Below are 17,983 nucleotides of genomic sequence, written 5' to 3' on the forward strand. Positions count from 1 at the left end.
ATCATCACTGTACCCAAAAGATCACTTTTATAACCTTTTAGATAGTTACTATTATTTCACATGATTCATAACATAAGATGCAAATTCTGCTGCATCTCCTTCAAAAAAAATCCCCATCTTTAAAACTTATTTGCGTTTAAATGATGGGATGCCTCATGGTCTTCTTTTATTTTTTGTTTTTTATAACTTTCATCAGCTAACATTTCTAGTTCTGCTGTTATTTCTGATTTTTCAAGCTCTCTTTCTTGCGAAAACTTCCTTGAAATATAAACAATAACACTACCAACGTACAACACAAAGCATATAATAAGTGCAGTATTTTCATAGAGACTTAGCTCCAACACAGTCACTCCTAATCCATTCGTATTTTCACGCTTCATTAATTGGAATTTCCCTACTAATTCATTTGCTATTGTAACATAAAAACACCGTTTCTTGGAATCTTTCATCCTACTAAAAGAGGCATGATTGTTTCATCATGCCTCTGAAATATGTTGAATGATTGTTTGAATTGCTTCTTTTCCATTATATTTTTTTAGAGCTGTTCTATACACTTCATTATTTTGATTTAATTCTTCGACATGCCTTATAAGAGATTTCACAGTCACATCTTCTTCATACAATACGGAAGCATATCCTTGTCTCTCAAAAGACTCTGCATTTAGTATTTGATCTCCACGACTTGCAAATTTCGATAGTGGAATTAAAACCATCGGCTTTTGCAATGTTAAAAACTCAAAAATGGCATTAGAGCCCGCACGTGAAATAACAAAATCTGTTATGGCTAATATATCTGGCAGTTCTCCGTGTACATACTCAAATTGTTTATATCCTTCTTTATTTTGTAAACTATCATCAAAATTACCTTTTCCGCAAAGGTGAACAATTTGATATTTTTTCAGAAGTTCTGGTAACGCTTCTCGAACCGTTTCATTAATTTTTTTTGCGCCCAAACTTCCTCCCATGATTGTAATAACTGGCTTTTTACGTGAAAAACCTAAAAATGCTAAACCTTTTTCACGATTTCCCTTTAGTACTTCTTCACGTACAGGAGATCCTGTATAAATTACTTTTTCTTTCGGTAAATGTTTCGCAGCTTCTTCAAATGTAACAAATATTTTTGAAGCGAAACGGAGCGCAATTTTGTTTGCTAGTCCTGGCGTCATATCAGATTCATGTAATAAAACTGGTACCCTGTTTAACCATCCTCCAATTACGACTGGTACAGATACGAAACCACCTTTTGAAAAAATTACATCTGGTTTTAGTTTTCGAATCCTTACATACGCTTCCATAACACCCTTCATCACAAGAAAAGGATCTTTTATATTTTTTAAATCAAAATAACGGCGTAGCTTTCCGCTCGCAATACTATAGTACGGAATGCCTTCCTTTTCTATAATCGTTTTCTCAATTCCTTGATGAGAACCAATATAAGAAATATCCCAATTTTGTTCTTGTAAATGTGGAATGATGGCTAAATTAGGTGTTACATGCCCTGCCGAACCGCCACCTGTAAAGACTATTTTTTTCATACGTCTCCCCCTTCTAGACTATAATACACTAAAATATCTTGCCTCGGGGTGAGAAAATACCATAGCCGTTACAGACGCTTCTGGCTCCATCATAAATCCTTCCGTTAATGAAATACCTATTTCCTCTGGATGAATTAAGCGAAATAACTTTTCTTGATCTGCGAGTTCTGGACATGCTGGATAACCGAAGGACACTCGTATCCCTCTATATTTCGTACGGAAGCGTTCTTCCATCGTCAATTCTGGCGAATCTGGAATCCCCCAGCGATCGCGAATGAGCATATGTGTTTTTTCAGCAAGTCCTTCTGCTAGTTCAAGCGCTAACGATTGAATAGCATGACTGCGTAAATAATCACCTTTCGCCTTCCACTCTTCAGCAATGTCACGAACACCTTCTCCAACCGTAACAGATAGGAAAGCAACATAGTCCATCTCATCTCCAACTGGGCGTAAATAGTCACCTAAAGTACGATATGGTGCTTTTCCTTGTCTTGGGAATGTGAAACGCTCTATAACACGCGTATGATCTTCTGGATCATATATTACAATATTCTGTCCGTCGCTTTGCGCTGGGAAAAATTGATACACTGCTTTCGGTTTTAACCAAGATTGTCCTTCCTGCAATAATTCATCTATTAAATCATTTAATTCATGCGCTCTTTTATCTCCCTCTCGCAAAAGTTTCTTCACACTTCCCTTTAGGCCAAGGTGATGTCCAAGCAGCATTTGTCTATTTAGAAATGGCGCGAGATGTGAAACAGGAACATCTCTTAATACAATTCGTTTTGTTGAATCCGGTACGATAACCTCAGCCTTCGGTAATGGCTCAATTACTGCTGGAATTTCTACTTTCTTCTCTTCTTTTGTTACGATATGAAGATGACGTTCTTTTTTATCCTGCTTCATCTTCTCACGCTCTTCTTCTTTTTGAAGCTTATTAATAATATCCAGCCCCGTCATCGCATCACTCGCATAACATACGAGCCCTTTATAAGATGGCGAAATGCGATTATCTGTAAACTTTCTCGTTAACGCTGCCCCGCCTACAACAATTGGAATATCAATATCCGCCGCTTTTAAATCTTCAGCAGTCGTTACCATTTGTTGAGCCGATTTTACTAATAAACCAGAAAGACCTATAATATCAGGCTTCTTTTCTTGTACTTCTTGCACAATTCGATCCGAGCGAACATTAATTCCTAAATTAATAATCTCATATCCGTTATTTGCTAAAATAATTTCAACGAGATTTTTCCCAATATCATGCACATCACCTTTTACAGTTGCTAATAATACTTTCCCTTTTTTCGCACTATCGCTAGATTCCATATGTGGCTCTAAATAACTTACAGCAGCTTTCATACTTTCAGCACTTTGCAATACTTCAGCAACGATAAGCTCATTATTATTAAATAATCTTCCTACCTCATCCATTCCTGTCATAAGTGGGCCATTAATAATATCCAAAGGTTTTCTTCCTTCTGTAAGTGCGAGACTTAAATCTTCGTGTAAACCTTGTTTCGTACCTTCTACAATGTAATTTGCGAGCCTTTCATCAAGTGTTAATGTTTCTTGGACAACAACATCTTTCTTTTTTGCCACGCGATAGAAGTTTGTAAATTTCTCCAACGTCTCTTGCGTCGTTTCAAAAAGCAATGCATCTGCAAGGCGTTTTTCTTCATCAGGAATTGACGCATAGCGCTCTAATTTTTCCGTATTTACAATCGCGTAATCTAACCCTGCTTTCGTTGCATGATATAAAAAGACGGAATTTAACACTTCGCGACCAGCTGGTGGTAAACCAAATGATATGTTACTTACACCTAAAATCGTTAAACACTCTGGTAATGCTTCTTTAATAAGGCGAATCCCTTCTATCGTCGCAGCCGCCGAGCCAATATACTCTTCATCACCTGTCCCTACAGGAAATACAAGTGCATCAAAAATAATATCTGATGGGCGTATACCATATTTCGTCGTCAATAACTCATAACTTCTTTTCGCAATTTCTAGTTTTCTTTCCGCACTTACTGCCATTCCATCTTCATCGATTGTTCCAACTACAATTGCAGCACCATATTTACGAAGAAGCGGTGTCACTTTTTTAAATCGCTCTTCTCCATCTTCTAAATTAATTGAATTAATAACAGCTTTCCCTTGAATATAAGTAAGAGCTCGCTCCATCACATGTTCATCTGTTGAGTCAATCATAATCGGTACTTTTAACACTTTCGTAACCTCTGCCAAGAAGTTTTCCATATCTTCTATTTCATCGCGATCCGGGTCTGCCATACAAATATCAATAATATGAGCATTTTTCTTCACTTGCGCTCTAGCGATTTCAGCAGCCTCTTCAAATTTCCCTTCTGCTACTAATCTTTTAAATTTACGTGATCCAATAACATTTGTTCTTTCACCAACAAATAACGGTCTCATAGAGTCATCATATTGCAGTGCCTCTAATCCACTAACCCCATGTCCCGCTCTCTCTTGCTGTTCACGAGGTTTAAGAGACGTTAATGCGGATTTCATTGCTTTTATATGTTCTGGTGTTGTACCACAACAACCACCGATAATATTAACCCATCCTTCTTCTGCAAATCGCTTCACTTTCTCGGCAAGCGAGGATGGAGATTCATGATAATGTCCATCTTCATCAGGAAGACCTGCATTTGGATAACAAGAAATGTAACACTCCGATAAATCAGATAGAGAACGAATATGGTCTCTCATAAACTCCGGACCAGTCGCACAGTTTAATCCAACAGATAATGGCTTCATATGTTCTACCGATAAGTAAAAAGCCTCAATTGTTTGCCCAGCTAGAGTCGTTCCCATCGGTTCAATCGTTCCCGAAATCATGATAGGTACAACTGTATTTAGTTCATCAAAAGCCGCTTGAATTCCAATATAAGCAGCCTTCACGTTACGCATATCTTGACTCGTCTCAACGAGTAATACATCCACTTCTCCTTTCAACAATCCTCTTGCCTGCCGTGTATAAGCTTCAATTAATTCTTCAAACGTTACACCACCAGTAACACTAATCGCTTTCGTTGTCGGTCCCATTGCTCCCGCAACATATACTTCCTTCCCGCTTTCTTCGACTGCTTGCTTCGCTAAACGCGCTGCCTTCTCATTTAGCTCCTCGTCTAAATGAGATAACTCATAATCACTTAGTACAATATTGGTTGCCCCAAATGTATTTGTTTCAATAATATCCGCTCCAGCTTCAATATAGGCTTTATGAATCTTTAAAATAACATCTGGTCTTGTTTCTACTAAATACTCATTACACCCTTCGTACTCCTCTCCTCCGAAATCTTCCGCAGTTAAATCCTCTTGCTGGATCATCGTTCCCATTGCACCATCTAATAGTAAGATGTTATTTTGTAATTTTTCTTCTATACATTTCATCAATTAATACCTTCTTTCACTTCTTGCTTTTCTCTCACATATTTAACAAGATGTTCTGTAATTTCATATTTTAAAAATGGTGTAATAAGATAAATGCCGTTAAAGTATTTCATCGCCGCATCGATTAATTCTTGAGAAATACGAATCCCTTCCTCAATTGCTGCCTCTTTCGTTTCATGTCCATCCATTCTCTCTCTTACTGCTTCAGGTAAAGTAATACCTGGCACCTCAAAATGAAGAAAATCTGCATTCCGTTTACTTATTAATGGCATAATCCCAATAAAAATAGGTTGTTCTAAATGCTTTGTCGCTTCATACACTTCTTCAATTAACGCGATATCATAGATTGGCTGCGTTAAGAAATATTCTGCTCCAGCATCTATTTTCCGTTCCATTCGCTTAACCGCTGCTTTTAAATGTCTTACATGCGGGTTAAATGCACCACCCACAGAAAACCTTGTTGCCGGTCCAATGGATTTCCCTAAAACGGAACGCCCATCGTTCATTTCTTTAATCATTTTAATGAGCTCGATAGAGGACAAATCATATACAGAAGTGGCACCTGGAAAATCACCAACGCGCGCTGGATCTCCAGTTAAAGCTAACACTTCTTCCATGCCTAACGCTGATAATCCTAGTAAATGAGATTGTAGTCCGATGACATTATGGTCTCTACATGTTAAGTGCGTCAATACCGGAATATCATGCTTCGTTAATAATGCTCCCATTGCCATATTCGAGATACGGGGCGATGCTAATGAATTATCTGCTAGAGTAATAGCATCTGCTCCAGCTCTTTTCAATACTCTTGCGCCTTCAAAAAACCGCTGCGTATCTAACGTTTTTGGTGGATCTAATTCCACTACTACGGTCGTTTGTTTTTTTGCTTTCTCTGCTAAAGTGACATGAGCTTTTGAACGTTTCTCATGTGTATGAACTACTTTCGGTCTTTGAACCGTATCCTTTTGTATTACAGGCGTAACATTTAGAGTAGCACGTTTCATACTTTCAATATGTTCTGGAGTCGTGCCACAACAACCGCCCAATAACCGAATACCTTGCTCAATAAATTTCGGTGTCATCGCTTCAAAATAAGCTGGACTTCCCTCATATACGTATCGTCCCTCTACATAATTTGGGAGACCTGCATTTGGATATGCTGACAAGTAACCATTTTTCGGAATCGATATCATTTTAAAAGCTTCCGTCATATGAAGTGGCCCTAGTTGGCAGTTCAATCCAACAACATTTGCACCGTAATCTAAAAGTTGTTTTAATATTTCATTTACATCATTTCCATTTTGAGTCGTACCCGCCTCATGTAACGCCAATTGCGCTACAATTGGAATATTTGTTTCTTTTCGTAACACCTGGACAGCATGAAGTAATTCAAACTCATCATAAAAAGTCTCTAATAGCAGTCCATCAACCTGTTCTTCTAATAATGCACTTGCCTGTTCCAGTAACATAAATTCTCGCTCCATATCAGTTGTCGTAACCGCCCCGATATGTTTCATACCACCAATTGTGCCTAAAATTGCATTTCTGTCTGTAACAGATGCTTTCGCCAGTTTTACTGCCGCTCTATTAATTTCAGTAACTTGATTTTCTAATCCATACATACGTAATTTCGCTTCATTTGCTCCGTACGTATTTGTTTGAATCACATCTGCCCCAGCCGCTACATATTGCTTATGAATCGATACAATTAAATCTGGATCAGATATATTCAATTCTTCAAAACTACTTTGCAAACCATGTGAATGTAATAACGTCCCAACCGCACCATCACCTATTACAATTCCTTTTGATAATAAATCTAGTAATTTCACAAATCTCCCTCATTTCTATCAATATAAAAACCCCCTCTTCACTTTGAAGAGGGGGACATAATCGATCCTCCTCTTATTATGCAAAACATTCGTTTTGCAGGTATTAGCACCGTTTCAAACATTTCGTTTGAAGGTTGCCGGGTTTCACAGGGCCTTTCCCTCCACCGCTCTCAATAAGAGTTTGTCTTTATTATTTTATTTATGTAGCTAAAAGGAAATGCGTTCCCCTTTTAACAATGTTTGTTAATTTTTTTATAAATTTAGCACGCACAAATACAAAAGTCAATGACACTTGCGGAAAAATAAAAATTATTTAAAATAAAGTTGCAATTCAATTATCTTTTGTTGTAAAGTTAAAAACATAATAAAATTTCATACGAACATTCTTATCTAGAGAGGTAGAGGGACTGGCCCTATGACGCCTCAGCAACCATTAACATTTGTTAATAAGGTGCTAATTCCAGCAAATTGTGAAAGATTTGACAGATGAGAAGAAGACTCTATTCAAACCGAAAGCCTTCTTCTTAGAAGGCTTTTTTATTTTATATTCAACTAATGGTTCAATTTAAAAAGGAGGAATTTTCACATGTCAACTATCGAAACAAAATTAGCGCAAATCGGAAACCGGAGTGAAACTACAACAGGAACTGTTAATCCACCTGTTTATTTTTCAACTGCTTATCGTCACGAAGGAATTGGTAAATCTACTGGATTTGATTATTCACGAACTGGAAATCCAACGCGCGGCCTATTAGAACAGGCAATCGCAGACTTAGAATGCGGTGAACAAGGTTATGCCTGTAGTTCAGGGATGGCAGCCGTTCTTCTTGTCCTTTCCCTATTCCGCTCTGGAGACGAACTTATTGTTTCTGAAGATTTATACGGTGGCACTTATCGATTATTTTCTGAGCACGAAAAAAAGTGGAACGTTCGATGTAGATACGTAAATACACAATCTATTAAACAAATTGAGCAAGCCATCACAACGAAAACGAAGGCTATTTTCATAGAAACTCCAACTAATCCATTAATGCAAGTTACCGATATTGCCGCTGTTGCAACTGTAGCGAAAAGACACGGACTACTTCTTATTGTAGACAACACATTCTACACACCTTATATACAGCAGCCATTAACAGAAGGTGCCGATATTGTACTTCATAGCGCAACGAAATATTTAGGTGGTCATAACGATGTACTAAGCGGACTTGTCGTTGCAAAAGGAAAGGAACTTTGTGAGGAAATCGCTCATTATCATAATGCCTCTGGTGCGGTCTTAAGTCCATTTGACTCATGGCTATTAATCCGTGGTATGAAAACGTTAGCGCTTCGCATGAGACAACATGAAGAAAATGCAAAAGCAGTTGTTGCTTATTTAAATGATGAGGATGGGGTGACAGATGTATTTTATCCTGGAAGAGGCGGCATGATCTCGTTTCGTCTGAAAGATGAAACATGGATTAATCCATTCTTACAATCTTTATCCTTAATTACATTTGCCGAAAGTCTCGGTGGTGTTGAAAGTTTAATGACATATCCAGCAACACAAACACACGCTGATATTCCTGAAGAAATTAGAACAGCAAACGGTGTATGTAATCGTCTTCTTCGATTTTCCGTTGGTATTGAAAATAGTAACGATTTAATTCAAGACTTAAAGCAAGCCATTAAACTTGTAAAAGAAGGTGTAAGAATATGAGTTATTCTATAGATACACTCTTACTGCACAACCAATATAAACATGACTCGCAAACAGGAGCTGTTAACGTTCCCATCTATAACACATCAACATTTCACCAATTTGATGTAGATACGTTCGGGAAATATGACTATAGCAGGTCAGGCAATCCAACTCGTGAAGCTCTTGAAGACATCATTGCTTTATTAGAAGGCGGAACAAAAGGATTTGCCTTCGCATCAGGAATTGCAGCGATTTCTACTGCATTCCTCCTCCTTTCACAAGGTGATCACGTACTCATTTCAGAAGACGTATACGGAGGAACTTATCGAATGATAACTGAAGTTCTCTCCCGTTACGGTGTTTCACATACATTTGTTGATATGACCAATTTAGAAGAAATAAAGCAAAACATTAAGCCAAATACAAAACTCTTTTATGTAGAAACACCTTCCAATCCACTTTTAAAAGTGACAGATATTCGTGCTGTTTCTAAACTTGCAAAATCTATTGGCGCCCTTACTTTTGTTGATAATACATTTTTGACACCACTATTCCAGAAACCACTTGACCTTGGCGCTGATGTCGTTCTTCATAGTGCCACAAAATTCATTGCCGGTCATAGTGATGTTACTGCCGGATTAGCAGTTGTAAAAGATACCGATCTCGCTCAAAAACTTGGCTTTTTACAAAATTCATTCGGCGCTATTCTAGGCCCGCAAGATTGTTCTCTCGTACTTCGTGGTCTAAAAACATTGCATGTACGTCTTGAGCATTCAGCTGCTAATGCCAATAAAATTGCACACTATTTACAAGAGCACGCTAAAGTTCAAAATGTCTATTATCCAGGATTACAAACACATCTTGGATTTAACATTCAACAATCTCAAGCTACATCAGCAGGAGCTGTCCTATCTTTCACTTTACAATCAGAAGACGCACTTCGCCAATTTTTATCAAAAGTAAAATTACCTGTCTTTGCGGTTAGTTTAGGGGCTGTCGAATCGATCCTTTCCTACCCAGCTAAAATGTCACATGCAGCACTATCGCAAGAAGCTCGTGATGAAAGAGGGATTTCAAATTCATTACTTCGGCTATCCGTCGGTCTTGAAAATGTTGACGATTTAATATCTGATTTTGAAAATGCCCTTTCTTATGTAGAAGAGCCTGTAAATGCATAGAGCGAAAAGAAGATATGAAATTAAATTTTCATATCTTCTTTTTATGTTTTCGATTATACTTTTTACTTTTCGTATAGTTCATAAAAAAAGAAAGAGTACACCCATTTCCAAGTAATGAATTAATTGATATATTAAGAAGTAAAAAAGGGGCAAAAATAATGGATACTTGTGCAGATATTTTAATCGTTATCGATCTACAAAATGGAGTATGTTATAGCGAAGAACATTTATTTGACTTACAAAATTTACTTACAAAAGTAAATAAAAGAATTTCTTCATACAGAAAATCAAATAAACCAATTCTTTTCGTTCAACATTGTGATGATGATTTAGTACCTGAAAAAGAACTTTGGGCTATTCATTCAGATTTAGATGTTCAAAAACAAGATTTTTTTGTAAGAAAAACACATGCCAATTCTTTTTATAACACAAACTTGAAAGAGATTTTAGATCAATTATCTGTACATCGTATTGAATTTTGTGGTGCCCAAACAGAGTACTGTATGGATACCACGATTAAATTTGCCCATGGACTAGGGTACGAAAACTTCATGTTCCAGAAAGCAACCTCTACGTTAAATAATCCATTTATGTCCGCAAAAGAGACAATTGATTTTTATGAAAATATATGGAACCACAGATTTTTAAAATTGATGAAAGATGAAATCTAGAATACATAACTAACATCTTGGTAATTCTAAGATTTATCAGCTATATTCAAACATTTCATTTTCACCATAAAGAAGCTGACTAAATTCGGCTTCTTTTCTTTTAACCTGTTTTATATTCTATATATAACATTATAATTCCTTTGTCATATTATTTTAAAAATTTCGTATATTCATTTGAAAGAATAAGAAAATCATGATAAAATTGTGTTACAAATATATCTATATCTTTCAATTTTTAAAACGCATCGAAATTTTCACCCAAAAATGTCATTTTACAAAACCGTGCTAAATTATCTACTTTATTTACATCAGGGTCTCTTTTCTTACAATTTCTTTACTTTAGGAATGTTTTTCTGCAACAACTGTTTTCTTTTCTTTAATTTTTTGGTATGTATAGTATGGTATAACAGCTCACACGGAGGTGGAAAAGAACATGTTAGAAACCTTTCAAAAAGAAATAGAACTATATGAAAGCAATGCAGAATTATTGAAAGTACTTGCTCATCCTGTTCGCTTATGTATTGTAAAAGGATTAATTGAACGCGGTCCAAGCAACGTTTCTACAATGTACACTGGCTTAAACATGCCACAATCTACAATTTCACAGCATTTAGCAAAGTTAAAAAGTGCTAAAATCGTTTCAAGTGAAAGAAAAGGATTGGAAATTTATTACAAAGTAGAAAACGAGACAATTATTCAACTCGTTCGCGTATTATTGGGTTAGGGACTCATAGACAGAAAAAAAGGATGTATTTTATATATTTCATCTCATATCTTTAATATAAATATATATCATGAGAGGAAATATATGATGCTACATAAGTCGTATTAAAAAACAAGACACAGAACTATGCTGTGTCTTGTTTTTTATATTTTCAAATACCGATCCAAGTGTAACTGTTGCATATGTTTCGTATGTATAACAACATCACATGCACTCCCCAATCCTCCGCTCAAAATCATAGAATGAACTGCACGATTTTGTTTTTGAATTTCAGAAAAAGGATCCCGATCTTGATGATTCGTAAGCAGCTCTAGTATTCCTGCTGCTAACAAAAACTCAGATTGTTTCTTATGCCATACCATATTCATACCTTGCAGGCTAAACATTTCTTTCAGTTCGTCCCAATGAATATGAGTAGTAAGATCCATTTCACCTGGATACGCTAAAGGATTACGAATTAATTTATGCTCGTAATATCCTCGTAAACTACCTTCTTGATGTGCGGGATGCATCCATTCTTCTTTTGTATATCCATAATCAACTGTAATACATACACCTCGTTGAAACCATTTCGCAATTTCTTTTATATATTCTTCCATCGCAATTGGCACTTCAAAACGCTGGCCTTCAGCGAGATGAATATTATATTTCAATAAGTATCGACCAATTCTTTTATGTAACGGCCTACATACTTCTGCAAGTTTCCCTTCCTCTGTGTACGTAACACGTACTTCATACAATATTCCATTTCTCTTCTCAATTACTTCAACAGGAAATGCATCAAATAACTCATTCGAAAAAAGAATCCCCTCGAACGATTCTCCCATTTCACTATGCGACGTATAATATGACACATTAGAAAAGGAACAAAGAGTCTTTTGCTGCAATTTTCTATGAAAAGGGCTCATTTCAATTATCGAATAGTTTAAATCAATAAAGGTTTCCGGTGATAATTGCTTCCATTCTTGTAAAACATCATAGGCAAACCTTCCTGTCCCCCCACCAATCTCACAAATATGTGGAGCAACTTCACCATTTTCAACAAGACGAATAAAAAACTTAGCAAAAGTTTTTGCAAACACAGAGGATACGTTGCTACTTGTAAAAAAATCCCCTTGTCTTCCTATTTTTTCACGTTCTTTCATATAATATCCATGTTCCTCTGCATATAATGCGAGGTTCATATATGTACTGTATGAAATTGAATAATCCTTTTCTTTTTCCATCCATTCTTTTAAAATGAGCTCCATCCCCATACTAGCTCCTTACTGTAAAAATGGATTATTTTCTTTTTCAAAACCAATGCTTGTTTCTGGACCATGTCCACATAACACCGCTGTTTCATCAGGTAATACAAATAATTTCTCTTCAATACTTCCAATCAACTCTGCAAAACTTCCACCAGGTAAATCTGTTCTTCCAATACTCATTTGGAATAATACATCTCCAGAAAATACAGCATTCGCCTCTTTACAGTAATAAGAAATACTGCCTGGAGAATGTCCTGGTGTCTCAAAAATTTCAAAGTTAAATGAACCAATTGCTAATGCACCTTCTGCATCAATAATATGATCTGCTGGTTTTGCTGTAATGCTGCGATTCATCATAAAGATTTGAGAACCATTTACAGTTGCATCGCCTAACCAATCTGCTTCTTCTTTATGTACGTACACAGGAATATGAAAAGCGTCTCTTACCGCATCAACAGCACCAATATGATCAAAGTGAGCATGTGTTAATAAAACAGCCAGTGGCTTTAATTGTTCTTCTTGTAAATATGTAACGAGCTTCTCTCCTTCGTGACCAGGATCAAAGATAATACACTCATTTTGCTCATTCGTTAAAATATAAGCATTTGTTTGTAATGGGCCTAACGGCATTTGTATCCATTTCATATGAAAATCTCCTCCAATTATTAAACTTACTTTCAATGATACAACATTTTTTTCTCTTAGGAAAAGAAAGGATGCTATCTCGACAATCATTTTTAAAACATGTACAATATAAAAGAGTAAATATTCCAAAAACTCATATTAAGGAATGGGTAGACAGAGGAGGATATTGTATGGGCCTTGTTATTATTTTTACGCTTGTCACTCTGTTAGCTGTATTTGCTACGCTTAGAACACTTCGCGAAAAGAATTTTCTCGCGGGCGGCTTTGCAATTGCAACTGTACTCGTTTTCGGATGGTTTACAATCATGACTGTTCTATATAACGGGTACCCACCAGCGGCTTAATTCATTTACATGCTCGTCTTCATCAAGATTTCGCACAAAAAGAGGAAGGGTTTCCCCTTCCTCTTTTCATACTTCACAACTTATATCATCTTCGCTTCGTATTTGTGCTTTTTTACAAGCCAAGCTCCTCCGATAACACCTGCATCATTACCAAGTGTTGCAATAGCTAACTTCGTGCTCTTTACAGCACGTGAGAAAGCATATTGCTCAAAATAGCGTTGAATTGGTTCTAAAAGTGCATCTCCAGCTTTAGAAACGCCTCCGCCAATAACGATTTTCTCTGGGTTCAACGTGCTAGAAAGGTTCGCTACAGCTAATCCTAAATAAGAAGCTACCTTTTCTACTACTTCGCCTGCTAGTTCATCACCTTGTCCATGTGCTTCAAATACGTCTTTTGATGTGATACGTCCTTCTTCTGCTAACATAGAACGTAGAATACTTTCTTTATCAGTCTCTTGTATTTTTTGCATAGCAACACGCACAATACCTGTTGCAGATGCTACAGTTTCTAGGCAACCAGACTTCCCACAATTACATGGGAAAGCATTCTCTGTAACGACTGTAATGTGTCCGATTTCACCAGCAGCACCGCTTACGCCGTGTACAATCTCTCCATTGGCAATTACACCGCCGCCAACACCAGTGCCAAGCGTCATACAAATTAAATCTTTTGCTCCTTCACCAGCACCTTTCCACATTTCACCAAGCGCTGCTAAGTTCGCATCATTATCAATCACAACAGGTAATCCTGTTTCTACTTCTAATAAATCTTTTAACGGATAGTTCTTCCATCCTAAGTTAACCGCTTCATAAATCATTCCAGACGCCACGTGTACAGGGCCAGGAGCTCCCATACCAATACCGATTAACTTACTTTTTAATTCGCCTAACTCCTCTAACTTTTTATCAATAGCTTTCGCTACATCAAGTGTAATATGTTTTCCTTGCTCATTTGTATTCGTAGGGATTTCCCACTTATGTAAAATTTCACCATATACATTAATAAATGCTAATTTAATCGTTGTACCACCAAGGTCAACACCAACTAACCATTTCTCTTCCATGTTACTTACCTACCTTTATCTAATTCTTATTTAGCTCTTTTTGAATTTCTTGCTTCAATAAAAATAAAGCTGTTTGATAGTCTTGTGAATCGATTAGCTGTGATTGATTTAATTCACGCAATTCATCTTGCATTAATTGTAAATCTGCAATTCGATCTCCCGTATAAATAATCGTACCAAATTTCTTTAGCAATTGCTGAATATCATATATAGATAACATTTCATCACCCTCTATGCTCACTTACTATAAAAAATTATAATAAGAAAACGTTCACATATTTTATTATAATCAAGAAGAAAAAGTCTCGTCAATTTTTATTTGTCTATACAAGCCCATTTTTAACCATTGTTCCTTTTTCTGTAATAATTTTTTCTACATTTTTATCAAACGGCTCTATTGGAATATGGTCTACCATTTGAAAACTATAAGCTAATGATAGCGTTTTCCCTTTATAATGCATGAGATAACGATCATAATAGCCACCACCATATCCAATCCGTTCTCCTCGCTCTGTATAAGCTACACCTGGTACAATTTGAAGGTCAATTTCATCTGCATTCACTTCTTCCGTAAGCGCTGGAATTGGCTCACGTAAATTCATATACACTGTTTCCAATTGATCAAAATTACTAATTTGCCTAAAGGACATTGTTCTTGTTTCTTTATTACACTTCGGAACAACAACTTTCTTTCCTTCTTCCCAAGCTTTTTCGATAATAGGATATGTATTCACTTCATTTTCCATTGAAAGAGTGATTCCAATTGTTTTAGCTTCAGTCCACTCTTTTTGTGCATACAACGAAAATGCAATTTGCTCTGATAAAGTTGTATACCGTTCTTTTGATAAAGAATTCATGTGCTCTATTATTTGTTTACGTAAACGTAGTTTCTCTTCTCTCACACATTTTCCCCCTCACAGTGATACTTTGCTCTACGATGATAGTGTATCACTTTTAAGAGAGGAATCGAATAAAAAAAGAAACAGTAGGAAAATATTCCTACTGCTTACTTTGTTTCACGGTGTAACGTAGACTTCTTGTCACGCTTGCAATACTTTTTAAGCTCGATACGCTCAGCGTTGTTACGTTTGTTTTTCTTTGAGATATAGTTACGATCTCCGCATTCTGTACATGCTAGAGTAATATTCACACGCATTCTTATTTCCCTCCAGTACTAATAACTTAAATCAGACTATACTATAATACCACTTTTAAAATAAAAATTCTACACCTTTTGATATTGTCTAATTTTTTCTATAAGATTTTTCATGTTTTCCCTTGCTATTACTGGGTTTCTAGCATGTGAATACACTAAAAATTTCGGTTGTTTTGTGTCAGAAACGATATAAGACCACTCCTTTTCGGTATATTTGAACTGTACTCCTTCAAATATGCCTTCTTCCTTCCTTTCGATATCAGCCAATAATTTCCTCATCACCTTCCCTTTTTCATTCCACGAACATACAACTTCATCACAAAGTAAATAAAGCGGCGGGGATTGCTCTACTATGCTGAGAAAGGTTTTTCCCTGCAATGCTATTAACTCGAATAATTTTCCAATTCGATATAAAATATCTCGCTTCCATCTCGCTTGAAACGATTTTTTTTCATCCTGCGTATAAAATAGAAGATAACATTCTCCTAATTTCAAAGACATTGGGTAAATATTTCCTGCCGATTCCAGTAATAAATCTGGAATATCAATCTCTTCAAAATCCGTCCCTTGGTAAATATTACTATGATTATCATATAACTCGAAATAATTTCCTTGCTCTGAAAACATAAGCGCCATATTTGCTTTACTTGATTTCATTAAAGCTTTCACATGATCCTTTTGTTCACCAGCATAAATCCACGTAACTGTGCATCCGAGTCTTTGCAAAAAGAGCATAAGCAAATGTTGTAACATATCATTTCTCTTATTAATAAGAAGATGGAACTTCTGTTTTTTTATTTTCTCAATATCAATACGCTCTAATACAGCCTCTATATAATTATGTAAAGAAACGTGTACTAGCTTATTCCGCCCCATTTCCTTCTCACATACGTAATAAAACGACTCAGACATATACACTTGTTCTATCGCTTTTTGCTGCTTATACGTTAACTGTGCCCCATCCTTACCATACAACTTTATAACAATCTCTTTTTCTTTTTCCGCTTGAATGAAAACCCCGCCCGCACATTGCAAATCTTGAATGCTGTACTGAAAAAGTGATTCGTTCATTTCTTTGCATTCCATCGTATGAATCCCAATACCATGAATTGCATGAAGAAAAAGATTTTTATAAGAAGTCGTTTCTATATGTTCTTGACTCCCGATTAATATACTTTCCCCTTTTGTAAAAAGAGATCCGTACGCCATCGCAACCTTTACAATAAATTGAGGCGTAATCTCCACATTACCTCTTCCTACAATGCGGCTTTTTTGAAACCATCCTGCACTCTTCTCACTTTCTTGAACACCAGCCGATCCTACTACCGAATGACTATCAATCGCCTTATATGGCCATAGTTTTCCCTTTTGCTTAATTACCGTACTTTTTCCTATATGACAATGGTCCGCTACAATGCTTTTTTGAAACAATGTAACATCATCTTCCACCATTGTATGTTCTCCTATTGTCGTTTCTAGTAACTCACAATATTTCCCAATGTGCACATTTGCAAAAACAATACTCTTTTGAAGATGAGAATAACTTGAAACAACACTATTTTTCCCGATAATAGAGTATGGCTCAATTACAGATCCAGCACCAATTCTTACTCCTTCACCAATAAAAGAAGGACCGTGAATTTTCGTTCCTTTTCCAATCGTTACCCCTTCTCCCATCCATACCATCGGTAATACTTCCGTATACGGGATAGGTACTTGCAATTTTTTCGTTAACAAATCAAATTGTGCTTGTCGATATTGATCAAATGTACCGATATCTAACCAGTAACCTTCTGACAAATATGCAAATAATGCGTTCTTATTTGCCAATAACGGAAACACATCTTGACTAAAATCAAAAAATTCTCGGGGCGGTATGTAAGAAAAAATTTCTGGCTCCATAATATATATACCTGTATTCACAATATTAGAGACTACTTCATTCCAACTCGGTTTTTCTATGTATCGTGTAACCTCTTGTTCTTTGTTCATTACAACTAAACCAAATGAGAGTGGATTTTCTACTTCCTTTACAAACATAGTTACCATTCTTTTCTTTTGTTCATGAAACGTAATTCCTTCTGATAATTGAAAATCAGTTAACGCATCCCCACTTATGACAACAAACGGTTCATCCAAAAATTTTTCCGCTTGTTTAATACTCCCTGCAGTTCCAAGCGGTGGAGAGTCTTCAAAGTAGTACAAGTTAACGCCCCATTTGCTACCGTCACCAAAATATTGCTTAATAGCCGCACTCATATACTGAACAGTAATTGCAATCTCACGTATACCATGCTGACGCAATAATTCAATGTTGTATTCTAAAACTGGCTTTTCTAATAATGGCAACATCGGCTTTGGAGTATTACATGTTAATGGTCTAAGGCGTCGTCCTTTTCCTCCAGCTAAAATAACCCCCTTCATATACTTCAGCCTCCACTTATATAATGTTCAGTAACTTCATATACGATATGTATATTATCTAC

General features: G+C 36.3%; 16 protein-coding genes and 2 riboswitches. Of the genes, 5 read left to right on the forward strand and 11 right to left on the reverse strand.

Translation table 11 applies throughout. The features are described from left to right. Positions 1-119: 119 nt before the first annotated feature. The 4 genes from ACTFR9_RS13690 to ACTFR9_RS13705 form a co-directional block, all read right to left on the reverse strand. Positions 120-380 (reverse strand): DUF3966 domain-containing protein, encoded by a 261-nt coding sequence (locus ACTFR9_RS13690; RefSeq protein WP_000817964.1) that lies wholly within the window; start codon positions 378-380, stop codon positions 120-122. 96 nt (positions 381-476) lie between these two features. After that, positions 477-1,535: an undecaprenyldiphospho-muramoylpentapeptide beta-N-acetylglucosaminyltransferase gene (gene murG, locus ACTFR9_RS13695; protein ID WP_000724752.1), complete on the reverse strand. Its 1,059-nt coding sequence runs from the start codon at positions 1,533-1,535 to the stop codon at positions 477-479. An 18-nt stretch (positions 1,536-1,553) separates the two neighbouring features. Further along, entirely contained in the window at positions 1,554-4,952 is a 3,399-nt protein-coding gene (gene metH, locus ACTFR9_RS13700; protein WP_000649710.1) for a methionine synthase, read from the reverse strand. After that, entirely contained in the window at positions 4,952-6,784 is a 1,833-nt protein-coding gene (locus tag ACTFR9_RS13705) for a bifunctional homocysteine S-methyltransferase/methylenetetrahydrofolate reductase (protein ID WP_000770345.1), read from the reverse strand. The genes metH and ACTFR9_RS13705 overlap by 1 nt, the downstream gene beginning before the upstream one ends. Before the next feature lie 70 nt (positions 6,785-6,854). Then, a riboswitch (SAM riboswitch) is annotated at positions 6,855-6,964 on the reverse strand. A 203-nt stretch (positions 6,965-7,167) separates the two neighbouring features. Further along, positions 7,168-7,277, forward strand: a riboswitch (SAM riboswitch). 93 nt (positions 7,278-7,370) lie between these two features. On the opposite strand from ACTFR9_RS13705, the gene metI reads away from it, so the two are divergent. The 4 genes from metI (at position 7,371) to ACTFR9_RS13725 (ending at position 11,038) form a co-directional block, all read left to right on the forward strand. Continuing rightward, positions 7,371-8,483 carry a cystathionine gamma-synthase/O-acetylhomoserine thiolyase gene (gene metI, locus ACTFR9_RS13710; protein WP_000103875.1) on the forward strand — a complete coding sequence of 371 codons (1,113 nt, stop codon included), beginning with the start codon at positions 7,371-7,373 and terminating at the stop codon, positions 8,481-8,483. Continuing rightward, the gene (gene metC, locus ACTFR9_RS13715; RefSeq protein WP_000122291.1) at positions 8,480-9,643 is read left to right on the forward strand and encodes a cystathionine beta-lyase; all 1,164 of its coding nucleotides are present in this window, start codon (positions 8,480-8,482) and stop codon (positions 9,641-9,643) included. The genes metI and metC overlap by 4 nt, the downstream gene beginning before the upstream one ends. A gap of 158 nt (positions 9,644-9,801) precedes the next feature. Then, positions 9,802-10,314: a cysteine hydrolase family protein gene (locus ACTFR9_RS13720; RefSeq protein ID WP_000379161.1), complete on the forward strand. Its 513-nt coding sequence runs from the start codon at positions 9,802-9,804 to the stop codon at positions 10,312-10,314. Positions 10,315-10,747: 433 nt separating this feature from the next. Further along, positions 10,748-11,038 carry an ArsR/SmtB family transcription factor gene (locus ACTFR9_RS13725; RefSeq protein WP_000894375.1) on the forward strand — a complete coding sequence of 97 codons (291 nt, stop codon included), beginning with the start codon at positions 10,748-10,750 and terminating at the stop codon, positions 11,036-11,038. A gap of 143 nt (positions 11,039-11,181) precedes the next feature. Here the strand turns inward: ACTFR9_RS13725 and ACTFR9_RS13730 are convergent, their stop codons facing one another. Further along, entirely contained in the window at positions 11,182-12,294 is a 1,113-nt protein-coding gene (locus tag ACTFR9_RS13730) for a class I SAM-dependent methyltransferase (RefSeq protein WP_000525121.1), read from the reverse strand. 9 nt (positions 12,295-12,303) lie between these two features. Continuing rightward, a complete protein-coding gene (locus ACTFR9_RS13735) occupies positions 12,304-12,933 on the reverse strand; it encodes an MBL fold metallo-hydrolase (protein ID WP_000871248.1) in 630 nt (209 codons plus the stop codon). Positions 12,934-13,103: 170 nt separating this feature from the next. Between ACTFR9_RS13735 and ACTFR9_RS13740 the strand changes: the two genes are divergently transcribed. Beyond that, positions 13,104-13,277, forward strand: coding sequence for a DUF2759 domain-containing protein (locus ACTFR9_RS13740; RefSeq protein WP_000524853.1), 174 nt, complete (start codon positions 13,104-13,106; stop codon positions 13,275-13,277). Positions 13,278-13,357: 80 nt separating this feature from the next. On the opposite strand, the gene glcK is transcribed toward ACTFR9_RS13740, so the two are convergent. The 5 genes from glcK to ACTFR9_RS13765 form a co-directional block, all read right to left on the reverse strand. Then, positions 13,358-14,341, reverse strand: coding sequence for a glucokinase (gene glcK / locus ACTFR9_RS13745; protein ID WP_000391706.1), 984 nt, complete (start codon positions 14,339-14,341; stop codon positions 13,358-13,360). A 19-nt stretch (positions 14,342-14,360) separates the two neighbouring features. Next, the gene (locus tag ACTFR9_RS13750; protein WP_000949156.1) at positions 14,361-14,561 is read right to left on the reverse strand and encodes a YqgQ family protein; all 201 of its coding nucleotides are present in this window, start codon (positions 14,559-14,561) and stop codon (positions 14,361-14,363) included. A gap of 103 nt (positions 14,562-14,664) precedes the next feature. Then, entirely contained in the window at positions 14,665-15,243 is a 579-nt protein-coding gene (locus ACTFR9_RS13755; RefSeq protein WP_001206419.1) for a 5-formyltetrahydrofolate cyclo-ligase, read from the reverse strand. Between the two features lie 104 nt (positions 15,244-15,347). Beyond that, positions 15,348-15,497, reverse strand: coding sequence for a 50S ribosomal protein L33 (gene rpmG, locus ACTFR9_RS13760; protein WP_001265616.1), 150 nt, complete (start codon positions 15,495-15,497; stop codon positions 15,348-15,350). 69 nt (positions 15,498-15,566) lie between these two features. Then, positions 15,567-17,921: a sugar phosphate nucleotidyltransferase gene (locus ACTFR9_RS13765; protein WP_229136239.1), complete on the reverse strand. Its 2,355-nt coding sequence runs from the start codon at positions 17,919-17,921 to the stop codon at positions 15,567-15,569. Between the last annotated feature and the right edge of the window lie 62 nt (positions 17,922-17,983).

It is taken from the genome of Bacillus cereus group sp. MYBK222-1, assembly GCF_051916425.1.
Taxonomy (GTDB): domain Bacteria; phylum Bacillota; class Bacilli; order Bacillales; family Bacillaceae_G; genus Bacillus_A; species Bacillus_A paranthracis.

Bases quoted from the DNA above. Each gene is read 5' to 3' on its own strand.
- ACTFR9_RS13690 (WP_000817964.1), bottom strand. From the start codon at position 380: ATGAAGCGTGAAAATACGAATGGATTAGGAGTGACTGTGTTGGAGCTA.
- murG (WP_000724752.1), bottom strand. From the start codon at position 1,535: ATGAAAAAAATAGTCTTTACAGGTGGCGGTTCGGCAGGGCATGTAACA.
- metH (WP_000649710.1), bottom strand. From the start codon at position 4,952: ATGAAATGTATAGAAGAAAAATTACAAAATAACATCTTACTATTAGAT.
- metI (WP_000103875.1), top strand. From the start codon at position 7,371: ATGTCAACTATCGAAACAAAATTAGCGCAAATCGGAAACCGGAGTGAA.
- metC (WP_000122291.1), top strand. From the start codon at position 8,480: ATGAGTTATTCTATAGATACACTCTTACTGCACAACCAATATAAACAT.
- ACTFR9_RS13720 (WP_000379161.1), top strand. From the start codon at position 9,802: ATGGATACTTGTGCAGATATTTTAATCGTTATCGATCTACAAAATGGA.
- ACTFR9_RS13725 (WP_000894375.1), top strand. From the start codon at position 10,748: ATGTTAGAAACCTTTCAAAAAGAAATAGAACTATATGAAAGCAATGCA.
- ACTFR9_RS13730 (WP_000525121.1), bottom strand. From the start codon at position 12,294: ATGGGGATGGAGCTCATTTTAAAAGAATGGATGGAAAAAGAAAAGGAT.
- ACTFR9_RS13735 (WP_000871248.1), bottom strand. From the start codon at position 12,933: ATGAAATGGATACAAATGCCGTTAGGCCCATTACAAACAAATGCTTAT.
- ACTFR9_RS13740 (WP_000524853.1), top strand. From the start codon at position 13,104: ATGGGCCTTGTTATTATTTTTACGCTTGTCACTCTGTTAGCTGTATTT.
- glcK (WP_000391706.1), bottom strand. From the start codon at position 14,341: ATGGAAGAGAAATGGTTAGTTGGTGTTGACCTTGGTGGTACAACGATT.
- ACTFR9_RS13750 (WP_000949156.1), bottom strand. From the start codon at position 14,561: ATGTTATCTATATATGATATTCAGCAATTGCTAAAGAAATTTGGTACG.
- rpmG (WP_001265616.1), bottom strand. From the start codon at position 15,497: ATGCGTGTGAATATTACTCTAGCATGTACAGAATGCGGAGATCGTAAC.
- ACTFR9_RS13765 (WP_229136239.1), bottom strand. From the start codon at position 17,921: ATGAAGGGGGTTATTTTAGCTGGAGGAAAAGGACGACGCCTTAGACCA.